Origin of the sequence: Streptomyces sp. APSN-46.1, assembly GCF_022815725.1 — a bacterium.
In the GTDB taxonomy this organism is placed as follows: Bacteria; Actinomycetota; Actinomycetes; order Streptomycetales; family Streptomycetaceae; genus Streptomyces.
Map to the genome: position 1 here is coordinate 1 of NZ_JALGRF010000011.1, position 24,501 is coordinate 24,501.

At 70.7% G+C, this 24,501-nt stretch carries 22 protein-coding genes and 1 pseudogene; 13 read left to right on the plus strand and 10 right to left on the minus strand.

The features are described 5' to 3' along the window. The coding region (locus MTF65_RS24115) for a condensation domain-containing protein (RefSeq protein ID WP_243631020.1) at positions 1-1,497 on the plus strand (1,497 nt) is incomplete at its 5' end. A 103-nt stretch (positions 1,498-1,600) separates the two neighbouring features. On the opposite strand, the gene leuD is transcribed toward MTF65_RS24115, so the two are convergent. Genes leuD through MTF65_RS24130 form a run of 3 tightly spaced genes read right to left on the minus strand, consistent with a single transcriptional unit; the run spans position 1,601 to position 4,780 of the window. Next, complete coding sequence (gene leuD / locus MTF65_RS24120) at positions 1,601-2,188, minus strand: 3-isopropylmalate dehydratase small subunit (RefSeq protein ID WP_243631021.1); 588 nt, start codon at positions 2,186-2,188, stop codon at positions 1,601-1,603. A gap of 4 nt (positions 2,189-2,192) precedes the next feature. Next, positions 2,193-3,602 carry a 3-isopropylmalate dehydratase large subunit gene (leuC, locus tag MTF65_RS24125; RefSeq protein ID WP_243631022.1) on the minus strand — a complete coding sequence of 470 codons (1,410 nt, stop codon included), beginning with the start codon at positions 3,600-3,602 and terminating at the stop codon, positions 2,193-2,195. Further along, complete coding sequence (locus MTF65_RS24130; RefSeq protein ID WP_279399481.1) at positions 3,599-4,780, minus strand: pyruvate carboxyltransferase; 1,182 nt, start codon at positions 4,778-4,780, stop codon at positions 3,599-3,601. Before MTF65_RS24130 ends, leuC begins: the two co-directional genes overlap by 4 nt. A 266-nt stretch (positions 4,781-5,046) precedes the next feature. Here MTF65_RS24130 and MTF65_RS24135 point away from each other — a divergent pair. Next, positions 5,047-5,541, plus strand: a pseudogene (locus MTF65_RS24135) (thymidine kinase); the annotation flags it as partial. Between the two features lie 193 nt (positions 5,542-5,734). After that, positions 5,735-7,702, plus strand: coding sequence for an NAD(P)/FAD-dependent oxidoreductase (locus tag MTF65_RS24140; RefSeq protein ID WP_243631024.1), 1,968 nt, complete (start codon positions 5,735-5,737; stop codon positions 7,700-7,702). Between the two features lie 20 nt (positions 7,703-7,722). On the opposite strand, the gene MTF65_RS24145 is transcribed toward MTF65_RS24140, so the two are convergent. After that, entirely contained in the window at positions 7,723-9,693 is a 1,971-nt protein-coding gene (locus MTF65_RS24145) for a CASTOR/POLLUX-related putative ion channel (protein WP_243631025.1), read from the minus strand. Between the two features lie 182 nt (positions 9,694-9,875). Further along, entirely contained in the window at positions 9,876-10,661 is a 786-nt protein-coding gene (locus MTF65_RS24150) for a VOC family protein (protein ID WP_243631026.1), read from the minus strand. A gap of 177 nt (positions 10,662-10,838) precedes the next feature. On the opposite strand from MTF65_RS24150, the gene MTF65_RS24155 reads away from it, so the two are divergent. Beyond that, positions 10,839-11,675 carry a sulfurtransferase gene (locus MTF65_RS24155; RefSeq protein WP_243631027.1) on the plus strand — a complete coding sequence of 279 codons (837 nt, stop codon included), beginning with the start codon at positions 10,839-10,841 and terminating at the stop codon, positions 11,673-11,675. Between the two features lie 86 nt (positions 11,676-11,761). Here MTF65_RS24155 and sepH read toward each other — a convergent pair whose 3' ends face one another. From sepH to MTF65_RS24170, 3 genes are all read right to left on the minus strand, one after another. Continuing rightward, on the minus strand, positions 11,762-12,778 hold the full coding sequence (sepH, locus tag MTF65_RS24160; RefSeq protein ID WP_243631028.1) for a septation protein SepH: 1,017 nt from the start codon (positions 12,776-12,778) through the stop codon (positions 11,762-11,764). Positions 12,779-13,238: 460 nt separating this feature from the next. Next, positions 13,239-14,573: a D-arabinono-1,4-lactone oxidase gene (locus MTF65_RS24165; RefSeq protein WP_243631029.1), complete on the minus strand. Its 1,335-nt coding sequence runs from the start codon at positions 14,571-14,573 to the stop codon at positions 13,239-13,241. Continuing rightward, the gene (locus MTF65_RS24170) at positions 14,518-15,780 is read right to left on the minus strand and encodes an MFS transporter (protein ID WP_243631030.1); all 1,263 of its coding nucleotides are present in this window, start codon (positions 15,778-15,780) and stop codon (positions 14,518-14,520) included. The genes MTF65_RS24165 and MTF65_RS24170 overlap by 56 nt, the downstream gene beginning before the upstream one ends. 166 nt (positions 15,781-15,946) lie before the next feature. Between MTF65_RS24170 and MTF65_RS24175 the strand changes: the two genes are divergently transcribed. Further along, the gene (locus tag MTF65_RS24175; RefSeq protein ID WP_243631031.1) at positions 15,947-17,101 is read left to right on the plus strand and encodes a ferrochelatase; all 1,155 of its coding nucleotides are present in this window, start codon (positions 15,947-15,949) and stop codon (positions 17,099-17,101) included. A gap of 3 nt (positions 17,102-17,104) precedes the next feature. After that, the gene (locus MTF65_RS24180; RefSeq protein ID WP_243631032.1) at positions 17,105-17,920 is read left to right on the plus strand and encodes an inositol monophosphatase family protein; all 816 of its coding nucleotides are present in this window, start codon (positions 17,105-17,107) and stop codon (positions 17,918-17,920) included. 62 nt (positions 17,921-17,982) lie between these two features. On the opposite strand, the gene MTF65_RS24185 is transcribed toward MTF65_RS24180, so the two are convergent. Beyond that, complete coding sequence (locus MTF65_RS24185; RefSeq protein ID WP_243631033.1) at positions 17,983-18,150, minus strand: hypothetical protein; 168 nt, start codon at positions 18,148-18,150, stop codon at positions 17,983-17,985. A gap of 246 nt (positions 18,151-18,396) precedes the next feature. On the opposite strand from MTF65_RS24185, the gene MTF65_RS24190 reads away from it, so the two are divergent. From MTF65_RS24190 to MTF65_RS24205, 4 genes are all read left to right on the plus strand, one after another. Then, positions 18,397-19,050 (plus strand): response regulator transcription factor, encoded by a 654-nt coding sequence (locus tag MTF65_RS24190; RefSeq protein WP_243631034.1) that lies wholly within the window; start codon positions 18,397-18,399, stop codon positions 19,048-19,050. A 5-nt stretch (positions 19,051-19,055) separates the two neighbouring features. Further along, complete coding sequence (locus MTF65_RS24195; protein WP_243631195.1) at positions 19,056-20,300, plus strand: HAMP domain-containing sensor histidine kinase; 1,245 nt, start codon at positions 19,056-19,058, stop codon at positions 20,298-20,300. 403 nt (positions 20,301-20,703) lie between these two features. Continuing rightward, positions 20,704-21,000 carry a DUF4193 domain-containing protein gene (locus tag MTF65_RS24200; protein WP_008741351.1) on the plus strand — a complete coding sequence of 99 codons (297 nt, stop codon included), beginning with the start codon at positions 20,704-20,706 and terminating at the stop codon, positions 20,998-21,000. Positions 21,001-21,012: 12 nt separating this feature from the next. Then, the gene (locus tag MTF65_RS24205) at positions 21,013-21,957 is read left to right on the plus strand and encodes a hypothetical protein (RefSeq protein WP_243631035.1); all 945 of its coding nucleotides are present in this window, start codon (positions 21,013-21,015) and stop codon (positions 21,955-21,957) included. Positions 21,958-21,986: 29 nt separating this feature from the next. Here the strand turns inward: MTF65_RS24205 and MTF65_RS24210 are convergent, their stop codons facing one another. Then, entirely contained in the window at positions 21,987-22,472 is a 486-nt protein-coding gene (locus MTF65_RS24210; RefSeq protein WP_243631036.1) for a DUF3093 domain-containing protein, read from the minus strand. Positions 22,473-22,530: 58 nt separating this feature from the next. Here MTF65_RS24210 and MTF65_RS24215 point away from each other — a divergent pair, with 58 nt between their 5' ends. The 3 genes from MTF65_RS24215 to MTF65_RS24225 are packed head-to-tail and all read left to right on the plus strand — an operon-like array spanning position 22,531 to position 24,450. Then, on the plus strand, positions 22,531-23,115 hold the full coding sequence (locus MTF65_RS24215; protein ID WP_243631037.1) for a PaaI family thioesterase: 585 nt from the start codon (positions 22,531-22,533) through the stop codon (positions 23,113-23,115). Beyond that, positions 23,115-23,660: a dUTP diphosphatase gene (gene dut / locus MTF65_RS24220; protein ID WP_243631038.1), complete on the plus strand. Its 546-nt coding sequence runs from the start codon at positions 23,115-23,117 to the stop codon at positions 23,658-23,660. Before MTF65_RS24215 ends, dut begins: the two co-directional genes overlap by 1 nt. Position 23,661: 1 nt before the next feature. Beyond that, positions 23,662-24,450: a DUF3710 domain-containing protein gene (locus tag MTF65_RS24225; RefSeq protein ID WP_243631039.1), complete on the plus strand. Its 789-nt coding sequence runs from the start codon at positions 23,662-23,664 to the stop codon at positions 24,448-24,450. The last annotated feature ends 51 nt before the right edge of the window (positions 24,451-24,501 follow it).

Here is a 24,501-nt window from a genome sequence, read left to right on the forward strand (position 1 = left end):
CTGAATGTCGAGGTGTCGATCCGGTCGCTGTTCGAGGCGCCGACTGTGGAGGGCCTGGCGCGGCGTCTGGACGTGGGTGCGGGGGTGCGTCCGCCGGTGGAGCGGGTGGAGCGGCCCGCGGTGCTGCCGCTGTCGTATGCCCAGCGCCGCCTCTGGTTCCTGCAGCGGTTCGAGCAGTCATCGACCTATCACATTCCCGTAGCCTTGCATCTGAAGGGTGACCTGGCCCTCGATGTACTGCGCTGGGCGCTGGGTGATGTGGTCGCCCGGCACGAGAGCCTGCGTACGGTGTTCCCCGAGGTCGACGGTGTGCCGCACCAGCTGATCCTCGACCCGGCCGAGGCGCGCGTCCAGTTCGACTCGACACCTGCCGACGCAGAGGACTTGGAGCGTCTGGTGCTGGAGGAGTCCTGCAGGCCCTTCGACTTGAGGGTCGAACTTCCTTTGCGGGTCCACGTGTTCACCATGGCCCCGGACACCCATTTGCTGCTGCTGGTGCTGCACCACATTGTCGGCGACGGCTGGTCGATGGGGCCGCTGACCCGTGATCTGGCCGAGGCCTACGGAGCACGTTCACGTGGTGAGATTCCCGCGTGGGAGCCCTTGCAGGTCCAGTACGCGGACTACTCCATCTGGCAGGAGAAGCTGCTCGGAGACCGGGATGAACCGGATAGTCTCCTCAGCCGGCAGATCCAGTACTGGACGCAGACGCTGGCTGGGCTTCCGGACCGGATCGCGCTGCCGGTCGACCGGCCGTACCCCGAGGTCAACTCCTATCGGGGAGAGTGGCTGCCCTTCGGGTTCGACGACAGCATTCACCGCGGTGTCCTCAGGCTCACCCAGGACTCCGATGTCACGCTGTTCATGGTGCTGCAGGCTTCATTCACAGTGCTGTTGACGCGCCTCGGCGCGGGCACGGACATCGCGCTGGGCAGTGCGATCGCGAACCGTACGGATCAGGCGCTCGAAGATCTCGTCGGGTTCTTCGTCAACACCCTTGTGCTGCGTACGGACACGTCCGGAAATCCGACCTTCCGTCAGCTGCTGAAGCAGGTCAGCAAGACCGACCTGGCCGCGTACGCCCACCAGGACCTACCGTTCGATCTCCTCGTGGAGACGCTCAACCCGCAACGGAACCTGTCCCATCACCCGCTGTTCCAGATCATGTTCGCCCTGCAGAACACCGCTCAGGGACGCCTGTCGCTGGAGGGGCTCTCCGCTTCGTACGAGAAGGTGGACACCGGTACGGCCAGGTTCGACCTGTTCCTCAGCCTGTGGGAGCGGCACGACGCCGGCGGCCAGCCAGTCGGTATCGACGGCACGATCGAGTACTCCGTGGACCTCTTCGACGCGACGACCATCGAAACGCTCATGCAGCGCTGGGCGCGGGTTCTGGAGGCGGTGGTGGCCGATCCGGATCAGCCCATCGACGGAATCGAGATCACGACGGACGAGGAGCGTCAGTGGCTGCTGGGTGACTGGTCGTACGGCGACTGAGGACACCGCGGGCGGCGCCTGGCGACGCGAGCACGAAGGGCCGGGGCCTTCCTTCAGAAGTGACTGAAGGGAGGCCCCGGCCCGTGTGCGGTGATCCGCCGCGTCAGAGGGTCAGAGGCATGGCGGCCCGGCGTCTGCTCTCGTACGCCGCGATCTCCTCCGTATGGCCGAGGGTGGCGGCTATGGGGTCGAGTCCGTTCAGCAGTCTCTGCCGTACCTGGGCGTCGAGGGGGAACGACTGGGTCCGGTCCAGCCAGTGGACTTCGAGGCGTTCGAGGTCCACGGTGATCTCGGCCGACGGATCCGCCTCGATCGTCTCCCAGAGGGATTCGACCACGTCGTCTGGCACGGCAACGGTCAACAGGCCGTTCAGTGCCGCGTTCCCGCGGAAGATCTCACCGAAGCGTGACGAGACGACGACTCGGAAGCCGTAGTCCTGGAGCGCCCAGACGGCGTACTCCCGGGAGGATCCCGTACCGAAGTCGATACCGGCGACGAGAACGGACGCCCCTTCGAACTCCGGCTGGTTGAGGGCGAAAGAGGGGTCGTCACGCCAGTCTGCGAACAGCGCGTCCGCATGGCCATGGCGTGTAGACCGGGTGCAGAACCGCACCGGGATGATCTGATCGGTGTCGGTGTTGCTTCGGCGCAGCGGCACCGCGGTGCCGTGGTGAACGGTGAACCTCTCCATGCTCTCAGCCCTGCCCTTCGAGATCGGCCGGGCAGGCGAGCCGGCCGACGACGGCGGTGGCGGCGGCGACCATGGGCGAGAGGATGTGCGTACGCGCCCCCTTTCCCTGGCGGCCTTCGTAATTGCGGTTCGTGGTGGACGCGGCGCGCTGGCCCGATCGGAGCCGGTCTTCGTTCAACGCCGCACACATCGAGCAGCCCGCGGCGGCCCGGAAGTCGGCGCCGGCCTCGGCGAATACCTGGTCCAGCCCCTCGGCCACGGCCTGGCGCCGTACTTGCGCCGAGCCGGGGACGATGATCACGTCGACACCTCGATCGACCTTCCGCCCCTGCAGGACCTGGGCAACCTGCCGCAGGTCCTCGATCCGTCCGTTGGTGCAGGAGCCGATGAACACCGTGTCGACCGGGATGTCCCGCATGCGGGTGCCTGGCGTCAAGTCCATGTACTCCAGGGCTCGTTCCGCAGCAGCGCGTTCCTGCTCGTTCTCGAAGTCCTCGGGTGCGGGAACCGTGCCCGCCAACGGAATGCTCTGGCCGGGATGGGTCCCCCATGACACATAGGGGCTGAGTTCCCCGGCGTCCAGCACGATCTCCTTGTCGAACACCGCGTCGGGATCGGTGTGCAGGGACTTCCAGAAGGCCACTTCGGTGTCCCAGTCGCGGCCCTGGGGCATGCCGGGGCGCTGGCGCAGGTAGTCGAAGGTGGTGCGGTCGGGGGCGATGAGCCCTGCCCTCGCCCCGGCCTCGACGGACATGTTACACAGTGTCATCCGTCCCTCCATGGAGAGGGACCTGACCGCCGAGCCGCGGTACTCGATGATGCATCCCTGGCCGCCGGCCGGGCCGATCCGGGCAATCAGGGCAAGGACCAGATCCTTCGCGGTGACTCCGGCCGGCAGTTCGCCGTTCACCGTCACGGCCATGTTCCCCGGCCGACGCAGCGCGAGGGTCTGGGTGGCCAGTACGTGCTCCACCTGGCTGGTGCCGATACCCAGCGCCAGAGAGCCGAACGCGCCGTGTGTGGTGGTGTGTGAGTCGCAGCACGCGATGGTCATACCGGGGCGGGTCAGGCCGAGTTCCGGCCCGATGACATGGACGATGCCTTGACCGGGATCCCCGAGACGGTGGAGAGGGATGCCGAACTGCGCGCAGTTCTCCCGCATCAGCGCCGACTGTTCGACTGCCAGAGGGTCTTGGATTGCCCTGTTGATCGCAATCGTCGGGGTGTTGTGATCCTCGGTGCCGACCGTCAGATCCGGCCTGCGTACCGTGCGCCCCGCGGCCCGCAGCCCGTCGAAGGCCTGAGGCGTGTTGACCTCGTGCAGAAGGTGCATGTCGATGTACAGGAGGTCATCGTCACCCTCAAACCGCACCACATGAAGGTCCCAGAGCTTCTGTGCCAATGTTGAGCTCATACGGTTTCTCGGCCCTGTACTGGTGCGCCCTCGGAACCGGGGAAACTTTCGGCGAGACGTGCCTTGAGTATCCCGAGTTCTTCGCAGTCCGCCTCCACCCGTTCGGCGATGTGGACCTGGTAGAGCTTGGTGAGCTGCTCGTTGTCGACCTGGACACCGAGCTCGTCCAGCAGGTGGCGTAGCACCGCACGTCCGGAGTGACGCCCGATCAGGAGGGAGCGCTCACGCCCGAACCGGGAGGGCTCGACGTATTCGTAGGTGGCCGGATTGCGCAGGACGCCTTGCTGGTGGATGCCCGCCACCGTGCCGAACGCATAGTCGCCGAAGATGGACTTGGTCCGAGGAGCGGGGAGGCGGATCACTTCGCGGAGTGCGTTGTAAGCCTCGTACATGGACTCGGTGTTGATGTCCGTGTAGAAGCCGTAGTGCTCCTTCTTGTACAGCAGCAGGGCGGCCAGCTCCTCCAGAGGCGTATTGCCCGCTCGTTCGCCGATCCCCCCGAGGGTGACCTGTGCCTCATCCGCTCCCGCCTGGAGACCGCTCACCGCGTTGGCCAACGACAAGCCGAAGTCGTCATGGCAGTGGGTCGAGACCCCGACCGACGGCGGAGCCCACTCGCGGAACGCCGCGATGGTGTCGGCGTACTGATCGGGAGTGGAGTAGCCACAAGTGTCCGCTGGTACAAGCCGTGTGGCACCGGCCTCGACAGCACCCTCGGTATAGGCTCGCAGCAGGTCGTGCTCGCCTCGGCTCGCGTCCTCGATGGCGAGGGCGATCGACTCGACTCCGCAGGAGCGTGCGTACGCTACAGCGTCAACGACCTCACGGATGCCTTCGGCGCGGCTGATCCCGCGCTTGTGCTCCAGGTGAAGGTCGCTTCCCGATACCAGCACTTGAATCTCGTGGCGTTCGGTGCCACCGGCTCGCACAGCGGTTTCCACGTCGCCGCGAACGGCCCGGGAGAGCGTGGCGATCCTGGCTGTTTTGAGGTGCTGGGAGGCGAGTTGGGCGGCTTCGAAGTCACTGGGAGACGAGGCTGGGAAGCCCACCTCGATGCGGTCGACTCCGAGAGTTTCCAGCCGGAGTGCCACACCGAGCTTCTGCTTGGGGGACATCGCATTCCCGGGCGCCTGTTCGCCGTCTCGCAAAGTTGTGTCGAAGATGGATATTCGGCGCATTGTACAGCAGCCTTCCTGTTGTCAACTCCATGATGCGGCAGGGGGAGTGAACAGCGGACCTCTCGCGTCGACCAGCCGCCAAGTCGATGAGAGCAGGAGATCATCGGTCTTGATCAAGGATAGCGACTGGTAGCTGGCTGGAGAGGTGGCGGAAGCAACGGTTTACGGGGCGCTGCCACCACTCGGATACCGCCCGCCTCGACCGGCCCGGTCAGTTTCGCCACCGTAGGCGCGGCATAGAAGTCGCGGACGCGCACGCGGAACTCGTCCTGACGGAGGCGGTCGAGGCCGGTGAGGGCATGGACCTGTACGCGTACCTCGTCGGCCAGCTCTCGGCGGGCGGCAAGGCGGACTACGTGATCGTGGACGAGGCCCAGTTCCTGGCCCCGGAGCAGATCGACCAGTTGGCGCGCATCGTGGACGACCTCGACATGGACGTTTTCGCCTTCGGCATCACGACGGACTTCCGCACGAAGCTCTTCCCCGGCTCGCAGCGCCTCATCGAACTCGCCGACCGCATCGAGCAGCTCCAGGTCGAGGCCCTGTGCTGGTGCGGCGCCCGCGCCACCCACAACGCCCGCACGATAGACGGCGAGATGGTGGTCGAAGGCGCCCAGGTCGTCGTCGGCGACGTCAACCGCCCGGCGGAGGAGATCGGTTACGAGGTCCTCTGCCGCCGCCACCACCGCAAGCGGATGACCTCGGCCGCGGCCCACGCCGGCGCCCTCTCCCCGGACGTCCTCCCGGTCAACCACGCCTGACGGTCCCATCGGCCCTCATCGCCCCTGACCCCGACCGCCCTCGCCTAGCGGCCACCCGGCGCCGGACCCAAGGCCGCCCGTGCGAAACCCAGTTCGTCAGCACGGGACCGCGCGCGACGCACGTCCGGGTGGTACTTGCCCGCGCGGGCGCATTCTGCACGTTCGGACCCGGGCGGGCGGCAAGAGTTGGGTCATGATCACGGATCGCGATGCCAACTCCGAAACCCCTGAAGCTCCCGGAACCCCCGGCGAGCCCGCACCGGCGACCTCCCGCCGGCCCTCCCGCCGTACCGTCATCGCCGGCGCGGCCGCGGTCGCGGCAGCGGGCGGGCTGACGGTCGCCGTCACCTCCGCCGAGACCTCGCAGGCCGTCCCCGGCGCCGCGGTCGCCGACTGGGGCGCCTGCCTGACGATCGCCCGGGCCATCCTCGTACGGGACGACGAGGACCAGCCGCTCGTACCGCGCTACGCCGACATCCTCCTGAAGAACGGCCTGCCCCGCTCGCGCCGCCCCGGCAAGAAGGTGCTGGTCGTCGGCGCCGGGCCGGCCGGCCTCACCGCCGCCCACCTCCTGCGCGAGGCCGGCCACCAGGTCACCGTCATCGAGGCCAACGCCAACCGGGTGGGCGGCCGGATCAAGACCTTCCGCACCGGCGGCCACGAGAACGCCGCCCCGCCCTTCGCCGACCCGAAGCAGTACGCCGAGGCCGGCGCGATGCGCATCCCCGACAGCCACCCGCTGGTCACCGGACTGATGGACAGCCTCGGCCTCAAGCGCCGGCGCTTCCACCTGGTCGACGTGGACGGGGCCGGCCGCCCCGCCTACCGGACGTGGATCTATGTCAACGGCATCCGCGTCCGCCGCGCCGACTACGCGCGCGCCCCGCAGGCGCTCAACCGTTCCTTCGGAGTGCCGCAGGCGTACGAGTCCGTCCCCGCCTCGCAGATCGTCCGCGACGCCTTCGCCCCCGTACGCAAGGAGATCGAGGGCAAGAAGGACAAGGAACTCGTCGAGGGCTGGGCGCGCGTCATCCAGCGCTACGGCCACATGTCGATGTATCGCTTCCTGACGGAGGAGGCCAAGCTCGACGAGCGGACCATCGACCTGATCGGAACCGTCGAGAACCTCACCTCCCGCCTGCACCTCGCCTTCGTACACAGCTTCATCGGCGCCTCCCTGATCAGCCCCGACACCGCCTTCTACGAACTGCCCGACGGCACCGCCACCCTGGCCGACGCGCTGTACGCCCGCGTCAAGGACCTCGTACGGCTCGATCGCCGTGCCACCCGCATCACCCACGGCGCGGGCAAGGTCACCGTCGAGACCGTCTCCGAGGGCCGCGGCGGCAGCCCCGTGCGGCGCGAGACCTTCACCGCCGACACCGCCATCATCACCGTTCCCTTCTCCGGACTGCGCCACATCCCCATTTCCCCCGCGCTCTCCTACGGCAAGCGGCGCGCGGTCACCGAGCTGCACTACGACGCCGCCACCAAGGTGCTCCTCGAATTCAGCCGCCGCTGGTGGGAGTTCGACGAGGCCGACTGGGAGCGCGAGCTCGAAGCCGTGCAGCCCGGCCTGTACCGGAAGTACCAGACCGGTCAGACCCCGGCGAACGGAACCCTGCTGGGCGCCCACTCCTCCGTAGCCGAGGGGCACATCTCCGCGGGCCAGCGCTCCCACTACGCCGCCTGCCGCGTGGTCACCCGCGACCAGCCCGAGGCGGCCGGTGTCATCGGCGGCGGCTCGGCCACCGACAACCCCAACCGCTTCATGTTCCAGCCCTCTTACCCCGTCGAAGGCAGCGCCGGCGGCGTCATCCTCGCCTCCTACAGCTGGTCGGACGACGCCCTGAAGTGGGACTCCCTGGACGACGAGGAGCGCTACCCGCGCGCCCTCGCCGGAGTCCAGGAGGTGTTCGGGCAGCGCATCGAGGTGTTCTACACCGGCGTCGGCCGCACCCAGTCCTGGATGCGCGACCCGTACGCCTACGGTGAGGCGTCCGTACTGCTGCCCGGCCAGCACACCGAGCTCTTCCCCCACGTCCGAAAGGCCGAGGGCAACCTGCACTTCGCCGGATGCCACACCTCCATCAAGCCCGCGTGGATCGAGGGAGCCCTGGAATCCGCGGTGCGGACCGCCCTGGAAGTGCACACGGCGTAGCGGCCGCCCGGGCGGGGCCGTCAGCTCTCGGCGAGCACGATCAGCCAGTCCTCCTCGGAGAACCGGACCCGCTGCCGCTTGTCGGGGTTGATCCGCACCCCGTAGTCGGGGCCCGTGGCGCTCCGCGCGCGCAGCCGGTAGCCGACCGCGCATTCCCGGCGCCGCCGCGCCGACTCGACGGCGGTGGCGAACGAGACCTCATGGCCGGCCCGGACGTAGTCCGCGGCCGGCTTGAGGTGGAACTCGTGGCCCTCCGCCTTGAACAACTCCTCGAAGACCGCGGCGAGATACGGGCTCTCCGAGATCTGCGTCATCAGCAGGCTGATCAGCCTGCCGCTCACGATGAAGTCGGCGCCGTCCCGGGCGGGCGCGAGGAGCCGGTTGCCGTCGTCGGACATCTCGGTGGTGACCGCGAGTTCCCGCTGTGCGGCGTCCCCGATGGCCCGCAGATGCAGCAGGGTGACCAGCGTCCTGTCGTCCGCCCGCACCTCCGGATCCGTCACCGGAGCGAGGGCGGCCATGGGCGCGTCCGAGGCCCCGGGCTCCGTCTCACCGATCACGATCACGCTGTCGTACGAGGGCACGTCCAGCTTGGCCAGGGTGAGCGGGTCGGTGATGTCCCCGTCGTGGAAGGACACTTCGAGGCGGGGCGGCGCGGCTGTGACGGCGTCGCGGGCGCCGCGCGTGGCCGCGTACTCGCCGAGTGCCACGACGTCCAGGGTGGTTCCCGGGCTCACGTACTGGTCGAGCTGCTCGATGACGAGCGGGGCGCGGCGGTTCCAGCCGAGCAGGAGCAGGCGTTCGGCCTGGGCGATCCTGGGCGCGGCCGTCACGATCGCGGCCTCCTCGACATGGGAGGCCACGTCCGCCCGCACGGCCGTGTCGTCGTCCTGGGAGATGACGATGATCCGGTCGGCCGGGCCGATCGTCGCCCCCGGATCCGGATTGAGGGTGACGCTCCCGCCGGCGTGCAGCAGGCCGACCGCCGAGGACGTGGCGAACCACAGCAGCACCTCGCCGAACGTACGCCCCACGAGGCCCTCGGCGGCGACCGGATAGAACTCGTCGCCCTCGAAATCCAGCAACTCCGAGTAGACGAGCGAGAGGCCGGGCTGCCGGGCCGTCTGGACCAGGAGCCGGGCGACGATGTCATCGACGCACAGGACGTGTCCCGTGGGCCCGGCGGCCAGCCTGGCGGTCATGTGGTTGCGCGCGTCACGGACGGCGGCGACCACCACCGCCTCCTCCTCCACCTGTCCGGACCTGGGGACGGCCGCGCGGGCCGGCGCGGCGAAGGCCAGCAGCGTCTTCACGACATGAGCGTCACCGGTGTCCCCCGTGTCCCCGGTGGGAGGCAGCACCAGCACCGCCTTTGCCGTTCGCGGACTCACCCGGCACAGCTCGGTGGGGTCGGTGGTGCTCCCGTTGCGGCAGATGATCCGCGTCCTGCCACTGTCGGTGACGCGGGTGGAGATCTCGTCCTCCATCCACACCTTGTCCTGCGGGGCGAGCACGGCGATGGCGGAGCGGCGCTGGTTCGCGTTGGCGGCCACCAGCTCCCCGATCACGGGAAAGACCTGGTCCGACCACCCCAGTACGACGGTATGCCGGGTCTCCAGCACGGTGGAGTGACCGAGGCGCAGCGACATGATGCGCCGGTTGATGCCGGTGGTGATCAGACTGACCAGGGTCGACACGAAGAGCAGCGCCACCAGCGCGAGCGATACGGAGGCCAGCACGTGGAGCGGGGAGCCGACCGCACCCCCGATCTTCAGCGTCTGACCGACGCTGACCCACACGGCGGTGAGCCGGCCGGAGAGCGTGGCCGGAGCGGCCCGGTCGGACCAGACGAGGACCATGCTCGCCGGAACGACGACGGCGAGGCAGGCCAGGGCGAGCCAGCCGATGAGCGCGGTCGTTCCCCCCGAGACCAGATGGTCGAACCGGTACCGGAGGCGGAGCCGGAGTGACGTCGTGTCCTGCTGCGCCACACGAGCTCCCGAACATGAGTCGACGCGCCGATCGGAGCGGCTGCCCGCCACCCCAGGAGCCACCCTAGGCAGATCTCTGCCCCCGCCCCCCTCGAACCCCACCGACCTCACTCAGAGGTATGAACGCCCACGATGGACGCCGGCCCGGGCGGGCTCTGGGCCGCGCGTAGGACTCCGGGAGATCAGCCCGCGCTCCGGATGATCGTGAAGACCGCGCCTTCCAGGTCCGCGACCGTGGCCAGCCGGCCGCCGGGTCCCTCGTGCGGCGGCCGGACGACCGTCCCGCCCAGCCGTACGACCTGGTCGGCGGCCGCGTCGGTGTCCGCCACCTCGAAGTGCGTCATCCAGTGCGGGCCCCGGTCATGCGGCAGCGAACGGCCCACGCCGTGCACGGCGGCCACCGGCCGGCCCTGTAGGCAGAGGGTCAGGTAGTCGAAATCGGCGGAGGCCTCCGGGTGGGTCTGCGCCTCGTGGCCGAAGACGTGCTCGTAGAACTTGCCGACCGTCGAGGTGTCCTGGGTGACCAGCTCGTTCCAGACGGGGGTGCCGGGCGCCCCGTGCAGCCGGGTGCCCATGTGCGTCTCGGCCTGCCAGATGCCGAAGATCGCGCCCAGCGGGTCGGAGCAGATCGCCAGCCGGCCCGCGATCCCGGCGTCCAGCGGACCCACCGCCACGGTGCCGCCGCAGGAGCGGATCGACTCGGCGGTGGCGTCGGCGTCGTCCGTCGCCAGGTACGTAGTCCAGGCCACCGGAAGATGCCGGTCCGGCGGCATCTCGCCGATGCCGGCCACCTCCCGGCCGTCGAGCAGGGCGCGGACGTACGGGCCGAGCGGCTGGGGGCCCGGTTGGTACTCCCAGCCGAAGAGACCGGTGTAGAACTCCTCGGTGGACCGGAGGCCGTGCACCATCAGGCTCACCCAGCACGGCGTGCCCGGCGTGCGCCGCGTCGCTTCCGATGCCTCGGTCATGTCAGGTGTCTCCTCCGTCGTAGCCCGTGTCGAGGCCTGATGCTTCCACTCCGCGGAGCCCGGCGCGCCCCGACCGGGCCGCGTATCGCGGGTGCGGAGACGAGATGACCGAATCAGTGCGGCGTGTGCGTGTCCGGCTTGTTACACGGGTTGTGGGGTGGGGAGGAAGATGGGTCCATGACTGCGATCCTCTCCGCTTCCGAACTGATGAGCGCGCTGGCCGGACCCCGGCCGCCGGTGCTCCTGGACATCCGCTGGCAGCTCGGCGGGCCCGACCAGCGTCCCGCGTACGAGGCCGGGCACATCCCGGGTGCGGTGTACGTGGACCTCGAACGCGAACTGGCCGGTCCGGCGGGGTCCGGCGGTCGGCACCCGCTGCCGGACCCGGAGGCGTTCGGGGCGGTGATGCGGCGCGCCGGGGTCTCGGCGGACACGCCGGTGGTCGTGTACGACGGCGGGCTCGGCTGGGCGGCCGCGCGGGCGTGGTGGCTGTTGCGCTGGACGGGTCACGCCGAGGTGCGGGTGCTGGACGGGGGCCTGGCCGCGTGGACGGCGGCGGGCGGTGCGGTTTCCGCCGACGCGCCGTCTCCCGTGGAGGGCGATTTCAAGCCAGCTCCGGGGGCGATGGGGCTGCTCGACGCGGACGAGGCGGCGGCGTTGGCCCGCTCGGGGCTGCTGCTGGACGCGCGGGCGGGGGAGCGGTACCGGGGCGAGGTCGAGCCGATCGACCGGGTCGGTGGGCACATCCCGGGCGCGGTGTCGGCGCCGACGTCGGAGAACGTGGGTCCGGACGGGCGATTCCTGCCGGCCGACGCCCTCCGGGCCCGGTTCACGGAACTGGGTGCGACGGGTGACACCCGCGTCGCCGTGTACTGCGGGTCGGGTGTTTCCGGGGCGCACGAGGTCCTCGCGCTGGACGTGGCGGGGGTCCCGGCGGCGCTGTATGCGGGCAGCTGGTCGGAATGGTCCTCGAACCCCGCCCGCCCGGTCGCCACGGGCCCGCTGCCGCAGTAGCCCCTGATCCGCCCGCCTGATCCGCCCGCCGCCGTCGCCGAACGCCGCCCCCCGGCACCGGCATTGCCGGGGGCCGAGGAGGACGGTTACTCCTGCTTCTTGCGCCGCGTACCGAAGACGATCTCGTCCCAGCTCGGGACCGCCGCGCGGCGGCCCGGGCGGACGCCGTCGGCCTCGGCCTGACGGTCCGTGGTGCCCGTGAGGCGGTCCCGGTGGCCCGCCACCGTGCGCGGCATCAGGACGTCCGCGTACGCGGCCCCGGCCCCCGCCGACGCGGCCGGGGGCTCCTCCGCCTCCGGCTCCTCGGCCGGCGCGTCGGCGCGCTCCGGAACCACCAGGTCGCCCCGGAAGCTCGGCACGGCCTCCAGCAGGCTGGTCAGCGTGTCCCGTTCGTCCTCCGGCTCCGGCGGCGGCGGCGCGGGGCGCTCCAACTGCCGGTCGAGCGCGCGATCCAGCGGTCGGTCCCGCGGCAGCCGCGCGATCCTCGGCACGAAGGGGAAGCTCGGCTCCGGCGTCGCCGGCAGGTCGTCCGACTCGCCGATCAGGGAGCGGGCCTCGTCGTCCACGGCCACGACCAGCCGGCGCGGCGGGTCGTACGTCCAGCTCGCCGAGTGCGGTTCGCCCGCGACCCGGTACACGAGCAGGACCTCCCACGTGCCGTCGTCGCGCCGCCAGGAGTCCCACTGGACGGATTCCTTGTCGGCCCCGCGCAGCGTCAGCCGCTCCTGCACGGCCTCGCCCAGCTGGGGTCCCTGCCCGGTGTTCTCGCCGGGGCGCCGGACGGGAGTCTTGCGGGCGCGCTCCGCCATGAACGCGCGCTCCGCGAGCACCGGGCCCTCGAAGCGGCGTACCCGGTCGACCGGGATGCCCGCGAGTTGAGCGACCTCCTCCGCGGAGGCACCGGCCCGTATACGGGCCTGGATGTCGCGGGGACGGAGGTGGCTCTCCACCTCGATCTCGATCTGGTTCAGGCGCGCGCGGTCATTGCGTACGGCAGCACGCAGCCGCTCGTCGATCGGAAGCGTGTACTCCGTACTGTCCGCAGCCTTGAGCACCAGTCGTGTGCCGTCATTTGAGACGGCCACGACACGCAGTTCGGGCATGGGGACCTCCCGGGTGGTGCCTGCCGACGTCACGTGCGTCGCTGCTTCCGCTAGTCGAGTGTGGCCTGCCCGGGTGCAGCCTGCCACAACCTTGCCGAGTTAAACCGGCGTGTCGGGCATGCGCCCTTGATCGCCGTTATGGCACGGTTACCTGTTGGGCACGCACAGTGACCGAACGATTACTGTGCGCAGCAGGAACCCGTGCAACACCGCGGCATCGCCGGTCTCGAGTGCCGTTTCATCATCGTCCGGCCCCCTCTCCCGAGTCCGGACATCCGTAAGGAAGGACGGCCCCAGGGCTCGCCACAGTACTCCATTCGGGCCACCTGAGTGGACCGCCGCGCCGCCGAACTTGTCTCCGACGGCGGGAGTTGGGCTGCCCTGAATCGGCCCCGGATCCGCCCGGGCCCGCAACCGCGTCCGTTTTCGGGTGACTTTGGACGAGCTCAGGTGCCGGGGGTCATTCCCCCAGCACGCGCCGCAGGTAGTCGTTGCCGAACACCCGCTCCGGGTCCAGCCGGTCCCGCAGCGCCGTGAACTCGCCGAAACGCGGGTACACCCCGGCGAAGTACTCCGCGTCCCGGGTGTGCACCTTGCCCCAGTGCGGACGGCCGCCGTGGGCGGTGAAGATCCGCTCGGCCGCCGTGAAGTAGGCGTGGTACGGAGTGCCCTTGTACATGTGCACCGCGATGTACGCCGTCTCGCGCCCGGAGGCCGTGGACAGCGGGATGTCGTCGGCCGGAGCCGTCCGTACCTCCACCGGGAAGCTGATCCGCAGGTCCGAGCGGTCGACCTGGGCCTTGAGCTCCCGCAGCGCCTCGACGACGCGCTCGCGCGGAAGGGCGTACTCCATCTCCACGAAGCGCACGCGCCGCGGGCTGGTGAACACCTTGTACGGGATGTCCGTGTAGGTGCGCGCGGACAGGGCGCGGCTGGCGACGCGGGCGATGGAGGGGATGGCCGCCGGGACCGCGCGGCCCAGCGAGTTGACGGCCTGGAAGAGGCCGTTGGAGAGGAGTTCGTCCTCGATCCACGCGCTCACCGCCCCGGGCGGGGCGGCCGGGCCCTGGCTGCGGTTGTTGCGCTTGGTGTTGCAGTTGCCGGTGTGCGGGAACCAGTAGAACTCGAAGTGCTCGTTCTCCGCGACGTGCTGGTCGAACTCGGCGGTCACCCGGTCGAAGGCCATGGGCTCCTCACGGGCGGTCAGGAAGAAGACCGGCTCGACCGCGAAGGTGAGGGAGGTGACGATGCCGAGCGCCCCGATGCCGAGCCGGGCTGCCGCGAAGACCTCGGGATGCTCCTTCTCGGAGCACGTCAGCAGCCGCCCGTCGGCGGTGACCAGCTCCAGGCCGCGGATCTGCGCGGCGATGGAGGCCGAGTCGCGGCCGGTGCCGTGGGTGCCGGTGCTGGTGGCACCGGAGACGGTCTGCTCCATGATGTCGCCCATGTTCGTGAGCGACAGGCCCTCCCCGGCGAGGGCCAGGTTCAGGTCCTTGAGCACCGTGCCGGCGGCCACCGTGACGGTCCCGGCGTCCCGGTCGATCGACCGGATCCCGGTGAGCGCCTGCGGACGTATGAGCACCCCGTCCGTGGCGGCGGCCGCGGTGAAGGAGTGGCCGGTGCCGACCGCCTTCACCTTCAGCCCGTCCTCGACGGCCCGGCGGACCGTGTCCTGAAGCTCCCCGACCGAGGCCGGGGTCACCACGCGGGCGGGCGTGGCGGTGACGTTGCCCGCCCAGTTACGCCACGCGGTCGGTGTCCCCCGCCCTGACTTCCCTGCTGTCGCCGTCCCCATCGCTAGCTGGCTCCTCCCCTTGCGCCGGCCTCGTCAGCCGGCGGTAACCCGCGAACGCCACCGCCGCCGCGGCGGTCCCCGCCGAGATGGAGACGACGTACCCGGTCTTCGCGCCGGCCGCGTCGATGACCCAGCCGGCCACGGAGGAGCCGAGCGCGACCCCGACCGCGAGGCCGGTGCTGATCCAGGTCATGCCCTCGGTCAGCTTCGCGCGTGGTACGTGCGCCTCGATCAGGGCCATCGTGGTGATCATCGTGGGAGCGATGGCGAGGCCCGAGACGAAGAGCGCCACGGCCAGAAACGGAAGGTTCCCGGCCAGTAGGAGGGGGATCATACTCACGGCCATCGCGCAGATGCCCAGTACCCAACGACGCTCTGTCCTGCTCTTGAGGTGCAGAAGGCCGAAGACGATGCCCGCGAGGCAGGATCCGGCCGCCCAGATGGCCAGGATGAAACTCGCGGAGGACTTGTGGCCCTGCTCCTCCGCGAAGGCGAGGGTGGCCACGTCGATGGAGCCGAAGATCGCGCCGGTCGCGACGAACGTGGCCGTCAGTACCTGGAGGCCGGGGGAACGCAGGGCCGAGGTGCGGTCGGTGTGCTCGCCGCGCGGGTGCGGCGCGGGCTCGGTGGAGCGCTGCGCGGTGAGCAGCCAGACGCCGACGAGCAGGCAGACGGCGGCGATCAGCGGGCCGGCCTCGGGGAACCAGGTCGTGGACAGTCCGATGGCGATGATCGGGCCGAAGATGAAGCAGACCTCGTCGATCACGGACTCGAAGGAGTACGCGGTGTGCAGTTCGCGGGCGGAGTCCCGGTAGATGACGGTCCAGCGGGCGCGGACCATCGAGCCCACGCTCGGTACGCATCCGGCGATCGCCGCGAAGACGAAGAGGGTCCAGTCCGGTAGGCCGTTGGCGGCCGCGAGCAGCAGTCCGGCCACCGAGGCGACGGAGATGAGAGTGGCGGGGCGCAGGACGCGCCGCTGCCCGTACTGGTCCACCAGGCGCGACACCTGCGGGCCGATGACCGCGGCGGCCAGCGCGAGGGTGCCGGTGAGGGCGCTGGCCATCGCGTAGCGGCCGGTGATCTCGGAGATCATGGTGAGGATGCCGACGCCGACCATGGAGATCGGCAGTCGGCCTATGAGGCCGGCGGCGCTGAACCCCTTGGTGCCGGGGGCCGCGAAGATCGCGCGGTAGGGACTGGGCAAGGGCCCTCCGTAAGGGACGTCATTGGCCCCCACAGGTTACGACTGCCGACACGGCACGCGCATGGGGAAGGTTCCGAACAACTTAGGGTCACCTTACCTGTGGGGCGGGTCGGGTCACGGCCGGGCCGGTTCCCGCCCGAGGACGCCGGGTGGCAGGATTCGATCCATGTCAGACCAGCTCCTCCCGCCCGCCGGCGGGCCCGCCGCCCCCTACGACGCCCTCCTGCTGCTGTCCTTCGGCGGCCCCGAGGGACCCGACGACGTCGTGCCCTTCCTGGAGAACGTCACGCGCGGGCGCGGGATCCCCCGCGAGCGGCTCAAGGAGGTCGGGCAGCACTACTTCGGGTTCGGCGGGGTCAGCCCGATCAACGAGCAGAACCGGGAGCTGCTGGCGGCGCTGCGCGCGGACTTCGCCGAGCACGCCCTCAACCTGCCCGTGTACTGGGGCAACCGCAACTGGGCCCCGTACCTGACCGATGCGATGCGGGAGATGGTCCAGGACGGGCACCGCCGCATCGCGGTGCTCGCGACCAGCGCGTACGCCTCGTACTCGGGCTGCCGGCAGTACCGGGAGAACCTCGCCGACTCCCTCGCCGCCCTGGCCGGGGAGGGCCTGGAGCTGCCGAGGGTCGACAAGCTCCGGCACTACTTCAACCACCCCGGGTTCGTGCGGCCGATGATCGACGGGGTGCTCGCGGCGCTGGAGTCGCTTCCGGCCGAGGCGCGCGCCGGCGCCCACCTCGCCTTCACGACCCACTCGATCCCGACGGCGGCCGCGGACACGTCCGGGCCGGTCGAGGACCACACCGGGAACGGCGAGGGCGGCGCGTACGTCAAGCAGCACCTGGACGTCGCCCGGGTGGTCGCGGACGCGGTACGGGCGCAGACGGGCACCGAGCTGCCCTGGGAGCTCGTCTATCAGTCGCGCAGCGGCGCCCCGCACATCCCCTGGCTGGAGCCGGACATCTGCGACCACCTGGAGGCCCTGCACGGGGCCGGCGCCCCGGCGGTGGTCATGGTGCCCATCGGCTTCGTCTCGGACCACATGGAGGTCCTCTACGACCTCGACACGGAGGCCACGGCCAAGGCCGCCGAACTCGGCCTGCCCGTGGCCCGGTCCGCGACGGTCGGAGCGGACCCGCGGTTCGCGGCCGCGGTACGCGACCTCGTGCTGGAGCGGGCCGCGGCCGAACGCGGCGAGAGCGTGGAGCGGTGCGCGCTCGGGCTGCTGGGCCCGAGCCACGACCTCTGCGCCGTGGGCTGCTGCCCGGCGCGGGCGCCCCGGCCGGCGGCCGCGGGCGCCGACAGTCCGTACGCCTAGGAAATGGGAACGATAGTGATCTCCGAGGAACTGAAGGCCGAACTGCTGGCCGTGGGTCTGGACGCCGCCCGGCAGGCGGGAGAGCTGCTGCGCGACGGGCGGCCGACGGACCTGGGGGTGGCGGCGACCAAGTCCAGCCCGATCGACGTGGTGACCGAGATGGACATCGCGGCGGAGAAGCTGATCACCGCCCTGATCGCGGAGCGGCGGCCGCAGGACGGGCTGCTGGGCGAGGAGGGCGCGGACGTCCCGGGCACGAGCGGGGTCCGGTGGGTCGTGGACCCGCTGGACGGCACCGTGAACTACCTCTACGGGCTGCCGAGCTGGGGCGTGTCCATCGCCGCCGAGTACGGCGGCGAGACCGTGGCCGGGGTCGTGGCGGCCCCGATGCGCGGGGAGACGTACCACGCGGTGCTGGGCGGCGGTGCGTGGCTGGGGACGAGCCGGCTGGCCTGCCGGGCGGCCGCGCCGCTGGACCAGGCGCTGCTGGCGACCGGGTTCGGGTACCTCCAGGCGCGGCGGGCGCACCAGGCGGAGGTCGTCCGGCAGGTCATCCCGGTGGTGCGTGACATCCGGCGGGGCGGGGCGGCGGCGCTGGACCTGTGCGACGTGGCCGCCGGGCGGCTGGACGGGTACTACGAGCGGGGGCTGGCCCCGTGGGACCTGGCGGCCGGCGGGCTGATCGCGCGGGAGGCCGGTGCGGTGACGGGCGGCCGTCCCGGCATGCCCGCCTCCGGGGAACTGGTCCTGGCGGCCACGCCGGCCGTGTTCGCCTCGTTGCAGCCGCTGCTGGAGGAGGCCGGGGCCTGGCACGACTGAGCGGGCCTGAAAAAACGGGGAACCCCGGCCGCCCTGTCGGGCAGCCGGGGTTCCGGTGAAGGTCAGCAGGCGGATACGGGTACGCCGTGTTCGGCTGCGAGGCGCTGGAGATCCTCCAACTCCGCCTGCTCCACATCCGCGAGGTAGTCGTCGCCCGTCTCGCGGGCCTGCTTGAGGTCCGACTGCGTGTTCCTGATGCGCTGCAGGAGACCCGCGGTGAATGCGTCCATGGGTGCGCCCCCTCTGCGTGGGTCGCGGCGGGCGAGCACGTGGCTGTCCGCCGTCAGGGAGTGATTGGGGTGTGGAGAGGGTCCTCCCCGGCACCCTGGGCGCAGAAACCTCGTGAGGCCAGGGAATCCTCACTTCCGCCCCCGCACGGGTGCGGAGCGGCGTCTTACAGCCGGTTTACGGCCGAAACCGGCAGGATGGACGCGCCATACACGTGTGCCCTACCGGGCTCTGAGGAAGGAAACGACGTGCGCGTACTCGTCGTCGAGGACGAGCAGCTGCTCGCCGATGCGGTGGCCACCGGACTGCGCCGGGAGGCCATGGCCGTGGACGTCGTGTACGACGGCGCCGCCGCCCTGGAGCGCGTCGGTGTGAACGACTACGACGTGGTCGTGCTCGACCGGGACCTCCCGCTCGTGCACGGTGACGACGTCTGCCGGAAGATCGTCGAGCTCGGCATGCCCACCCGGGTGCTGATGCTGACCGCCTCCGGTGATGTGAGCGACCGGGTCGAGGGGCTGGAGCTGGGCGCTGACGACTATCTGCCCAAGCCGTTCGCCTTCAGCGAGCTGACCGCCCGCGTGCGCGCCCTGGGGCGGCGTACGACGGTGGCGCTGCCGCCCGTACTGGAGCGGGCCGGCATCAAGCTCGACCCGAACCGGCGCGAGGTGTTCCGGGAGGGCAAGGAGGTGCAGCTGGCGCCCAAGGAGTTCGCGGTGCTGGAGGTGCTCATGCGCAGCGAGGGGACCGTGGTCTCCGCCGAGCAGCTGCTGGAGAAGGCCTGGGACGAGAACACCGACCCGTTCACCAACGTGGTGCGCGTGACGGTGATGACGCTGCGCCGCAAGCTCGGCGAGCCGCCCGTCATCGTGACCGTGCCCGGTTCCGGATACCGGATCTGATGACGATGCCCGCCACCCCGGCGCCACCGGCGGCGCCACCGAAACCGACCTGGGACCCCGGCCAGCCCGAGGGTCCTTTCCCTTGGCTGCGGCCGACCATCCGGATACGCCTCACGCTGCTGTACGGCGGGATGTTCCTGATCGCCGGCATCCTGCTGCTGTCGATCATCTACCTGCTGGCCGCGCAGGCCCTGCGGGAGGGCAATGCCCTGCCGTTCAAGATCGTCGGAGGTACGAAGGTCGAGGTCGCGAGCAGCACCTGCTCCGGGGTCGGCACCGACCAGTCGATCGACCAGTTCAACGCCGCGATCAGCCAGTGCATCCTCGACCAGCGCAAGCACGCCCTGGACGACCTGCTCAGCCGGTCGCTGATGGCCCTGCTGGGCCTCAGCATCATCGCCTTCGCCTTCGGCTACGCGATGGCCGGACGGGTGCTCTCGCCGCTCGGCAAGATCACCCGGACCGCCCGCCGGGTGGTCGGCTCCGACCTGACCCGGCGCATCGAACTGGACGGTCCGGACGACGAGCTCAAGGAGCTCGCCGACACCTTCGACGAGATGCTCGACCGCCTGGAGCGGGCCTTCACGGCCCAGCAGCGATTCGTGGCAAACGCCTCGCACGAGCTGCGGACGCCCCTCGCCATCAACCGGACGCTGCTGGAGGTGCACCTCTCCGATCCCGGCGCGCCCGTGGAGCTCCAGCAGCTGGGCAAGACGCTGCTGGCCACCAACGAGCGCAGTGAGCAGCTGGTGGAGGGCCTGCTGCTGCTGGCCCGCAGCGAGAACCAGATCGTCGAGCGAAAACCCGTGGACCTGGCGGAGGTCGCCTCGCGCGCCCTCGACCAGGCGCGCGGGGAGGCCGAGGCGAAGGGCGTGGAGATCCGCGGCGAGCGCGCGCCGGCCGTCGTCCAGGGCAACGGCGTGCTGCTGGAGCGGATCGCCCTCAACCTGGTTCAGAACGCCGTCCGGTACAACGTGCCGGAGGGCGGCTGGGTGGAGGTCACCACCGAGGTCCAGCACGGCCACGCGGTGCTGCTGGTTTCGAACACGGGTCCCGTGGTTCCCGCGTACGAGGTGGACAACCTCTTCGAGCCCTTCAGACGGCTGCGTACGGAGCGAACGGGCAGCGACAAGGGTGTGGGGCTCGGTCTCTCGATCGCGCGCTCCGTGGCCCGCGCTCACGGCGGCCGCATCCAGGCGACCCCCCGCGAGGGCGGTGGCCTCGTGATGCGTGTCACGTTGCCCCTGTGACCAGCCGCTACCAACTGCGACCAGGGCGTCGAGCTGTTCGCTGTTGGCTGAACGGTCCAATGCGCGAGACAGTGGTAGCTGTGTGATCGATCACATGGTCGAGTGTCCGGTCATGTGCGTTCAGTGACCTCAGGAAGGCCGGAAAGCCCGGGAAGTCCGGGTTTCCGGTGCCTCCAATGGCGGGAAATACACGGGGTGGCGTTCGTGCAGGACGGCCCCCGGACCGTGTACGGTCCCGGTCGTCATCCCAGCCAATTGCTCCTTCGGGCAGGCGGCTGGGTGTCGATTGAGTAACAGACCTTGATGTGAGGCAAAATCTCCGCCTCAGGTCGGGCACAAGTCCGGCCTCTCGCGCGTTACGTGCGCTGAGACACCGCTAAATCCCAGAGGGGGAGAGCGAACAATGGCAACGGACTACGACACCCCGCGCAAGACCGACGACGACGTCGACAACGACAGCATTGAAGAGCTGAAGGCCCGGCGCAACGAAAAGTCGTCCTCAGTCGTCGATGTGGACGACTTCGACTCGGCGGAAGGAATGGAACTTCCGGGAGCGGACCTCTCCAACGAGGAGCTGGCCGTCCGGGTCCTGCCCAAGCAGGCCGATGAGTTCACCTGCATGAGCTGCTTCCTCGTGCACCACCGCAGCCAGCTGGCGCGCGAGAAGAACGGTCAGCCGATCTGTCGCGACTGCGACTGAGCGGCCAGGGCCGTGACAGGCTCGACGCCCTTTCGGAAGCGAAGCCTCCGGCGACGTCTCCGAAAAGAGGGTGGTCCGGCGGAGACGCAGGCGGGATCCACGGGCCCGGAAACGGGCCCCGGAGCCCCCGGCGCCCCCGCTTTCGAGACGAGTGCCGTGACCCCCGACACCGCCCCAGCGGTGCCGTCGGCCACAGACGCTGATGAGGGGTCCCGGAGCAAGACCGGGGCCCGTCGGATGCAAGCCGTCCGGAACGGTGTGCGCAAGGGCCGCGACAGTGTGAGGGCCGCCGGCCTGCACGTCGCCGACCGGATCATCGAGAACGCCCCGCGCGTTCCGGTGCGGGACCTCGCGACGCTGCGCGCGCAGTTCCCGGGCCTCGGTCCCGATCAGCTTGCCGACAAGCTGATCGCGGGCGCCGCCAACGCCACCTCGGCCGTGGGTGCGGGGATCGGCGCGGCGGCCATGCTTCCGGTGCCGCCCGCGATGCCGGCGGAGCTGGCGGCCGAGATCACCGCGGTCGCGGCGATCGAGCTGAAGCTCGTCGCCGAACTCCACGAGGTGTACGGCCTGCGGCCGCCCGGCGGTCTCAAGGACCGCAGCCTCGCCTTCCTCGCCGCGTGGACGGAGGAGCGCGGGGTGGACCTGACCAAGCCCGCGACGCTGAACGCGGCCCTCGGTCTTCAGATGAGGCGCGAATTGCGCCAGCAGATCATGAAGCGGACGTTCCGCAACCTCCCCAACCTGATGCCGTTCATGGTGGGCGCGGCCGTGGGCGCCGTCATGAACCGCCGGGACACCCGCAAGGTCGCTGAGAAGGTACGTGCCGACCTGCGGAGGCGCGCCGTGGCGTGGGATGCCCTGCCGCAGCTGCCGCCCCTGGAACAGCCCGCCCAGCCCCTTCCCGAGGCCATCGCGGCCGCCCTTGAGGTCGCCGACCAGGACGCGAAGGACTGAGCGCCGCCGCCGGGCCTCAATCTCCCCGGCTACGGCTGGGAGGTGCCCCCGGCGGAGCTGCTGGACCTCGCCGCGAGGATGGCCGCCCGCAGGGCCTCCGGCTCGCGGGTGGAGAGGTAGACGTACGGGGTCGGGTCCGCCGGGTCGGTGACCTCGACGCGGACCGCCGTCGGAACGTAGCTGCGCATCACCATGTAGGCGCGGGTGTCGGCCTTGTGCGTCCGCCAGGCGCGGGCCTCCTCCGCGTCCAGGATCTCCGGTTCGCCGAGGGCCGTCGCCGGGATCCGGGCGTCGCCGGCCGCCAGCACACCGTTCACCACGCGCACGCGCGCGGAGCCGTACGAGCTCACCAGCGTCCCCGCCAGCGCGGTGCCGCCGATCAGGCCGGCCAGCAGGGGCAGCCCGCCCAGCGGCAGCAGCATCAGCGCGCAGGCCAGACCGGTGAGCGCGGCGATGCCCCACCAGGAGCGGGGGGCGGTGAGACGTTCGTCGTGGTGCGCGGGGGAGAGCTGCATGGCGTCAAGCCTGCCACGGGGCGACCGGTGGGTAGCCGCGCGGGTAAGGTCTGCGGCTGTGAGTGGACGAAACACAGCGTTGACGCCCCCGGCCGAGGCCACCGCGCCGGTCCGGCACCCCGATGCCCCGGCCCCCGGTGAGCTCCTCGGCGCGCACTACGAGCACTGCTTCGGCTGTGGCGGGGGGCAGCCGCACGGACTCCAGCTGGAGGCCCGGGCGGGCGAGGGCGTGCGCGTCACCGCCGAGTTCACCGTCAAGCCCGCCCACCAGGGGGCTCCCGGCCTCGCCCACGGCGGCGTCCTGGCCACCGCACTTGACGAGACGCTGGGCTCGCTGAACTGGCTGCTGCGCGTCATCGCGGTGACCGGACGGCTGGAGACCGACTTCGTGCGGCCCGTGCCCGTGGACACCGTGCTGTGTCTGGAGGCCGAGGTCACCGCCGTCGCCGGCCGGAAGATCTACTGCACGGCCGTGGGCCGGATAGGCGGCCCGGCGGGCCCGGTCGCGGTGCGCGCCGACGCCCTCTTCATCGAAGTGAAGGTCGACCACTTCATCGACAACGGTCGGCCCGAGGAGATCCAGGCGGCCATGGCCGACCCGGACCAGGTCAGGCGCGCACGCGCCTTTGAGGTGAACCCCTGATGTCCCAGAACAACCACGCCCCGCGTCATGCGATCGACGTGCTGATCCGCCGCATCGACCCGGAAGTTCCCATTCCGGCGTACGGCCACCCCGGCGACGCCGGCTGCGACCTGGTCACCACCGAGGCCGCCGAGCTGGAGCCCGGCGAGCGCGCCGTACTGCCCACCGGGGTCTCCGTCGCGCTGCCCGACGGGTACGCCGCCTTCGTGCACCCGCGCTCGGGCCTCGCCGCCCGCTGCGGGCTCGCGCTCGTGAATGCCCCCGGGACGGTGGATGCCGGGTACCGTGGAGAGATCAAGGTGATCGTGGTCAATCTCGACCCGCGCGAGAGCGTCAGGTTCGAGCGTTTCGACCGCATTGCCCAGCTGGTTGTCCAGAGGGTCGAGAAGGTGCGCTTCCACGAGGTGGCGGAACTTCCCGGCTCGGCCCGGGCCGAGGGGGGTTTCGGCTCCACCGGCGGTCATGCGGCCGTGGCCGGATCCGGCGCTGGTCAGCAGGGTGGGAATGGCTACGCTTCGGTCGTAACCGACCGGGAAGGACAGTGACGTGTTCGGACGTCGCAAGAAGAACGACTCCGTCAAGGACGGCGGCGCGGCCGAGCAGGTCGTCGACGGCGCGCACGCCGATGAGCGGGACGGCGCCGAAGACCTCGACGCCACCGCCACGCCGCGCAGGGTGAACCTGCCGCCGGCCCCGCGCCCGGACGGGCCCTGGGACGTCTCCGAGGTGCTCGGCAACCCCGAGGACGGCAGGGTCGACCTGGGCGGCATTCTCGTACCCGGTGTCGAGGGCATGGAGCTGCGTGTCGAGGTTGCGGGTGACGCGATCGTGGCCGCGACCGTCGTCCTCGGCGACAGCGCCGTGCAGCTGCAGGCCTTCGCGGCGCCCAAGAAGGAAGGCATCTGGGGCGAGGTCCGCGAGGAGATCGCCGCGGGCATCACCCAGCAGGGCGGAATCATCGACGAGGTCCAGGGTCCGCTGGGCTGGGAGCTGCGCGCGCAGGTGCCCGTGCCGCTGCCGGACGGGCAGACCGGCGCCCAGCTGGTGCGCTTCGTCGGCGTGGACGGCCCGCGCTGGTTCCTGCGCGGCGTCATCTCCGGTCAGGGCGCGGTACGCCCCGAGTCGGCCGGTGTGCTGGAGCAGATCTTCCGGGACACCGTCGTCGTCCGCGGCGAGGGCCCGATGGCCCCGCGCGACCCGATCGTCCTGAAGCTGCCGAACGACGCCCAGATGGTGCCGGACGGCGTGCAGACGGCCGAGGAGTCCGAGGGCTCCCGCTTCGGCGGCGGCATGGGCCAGCTGGAGCGCGGTCCGGAGATCACCGAGGTCCGCTGATCCCGCCCGCGGGGGCCGGCAGGCCTCCGCCGTACGCCTGCGTACACATGT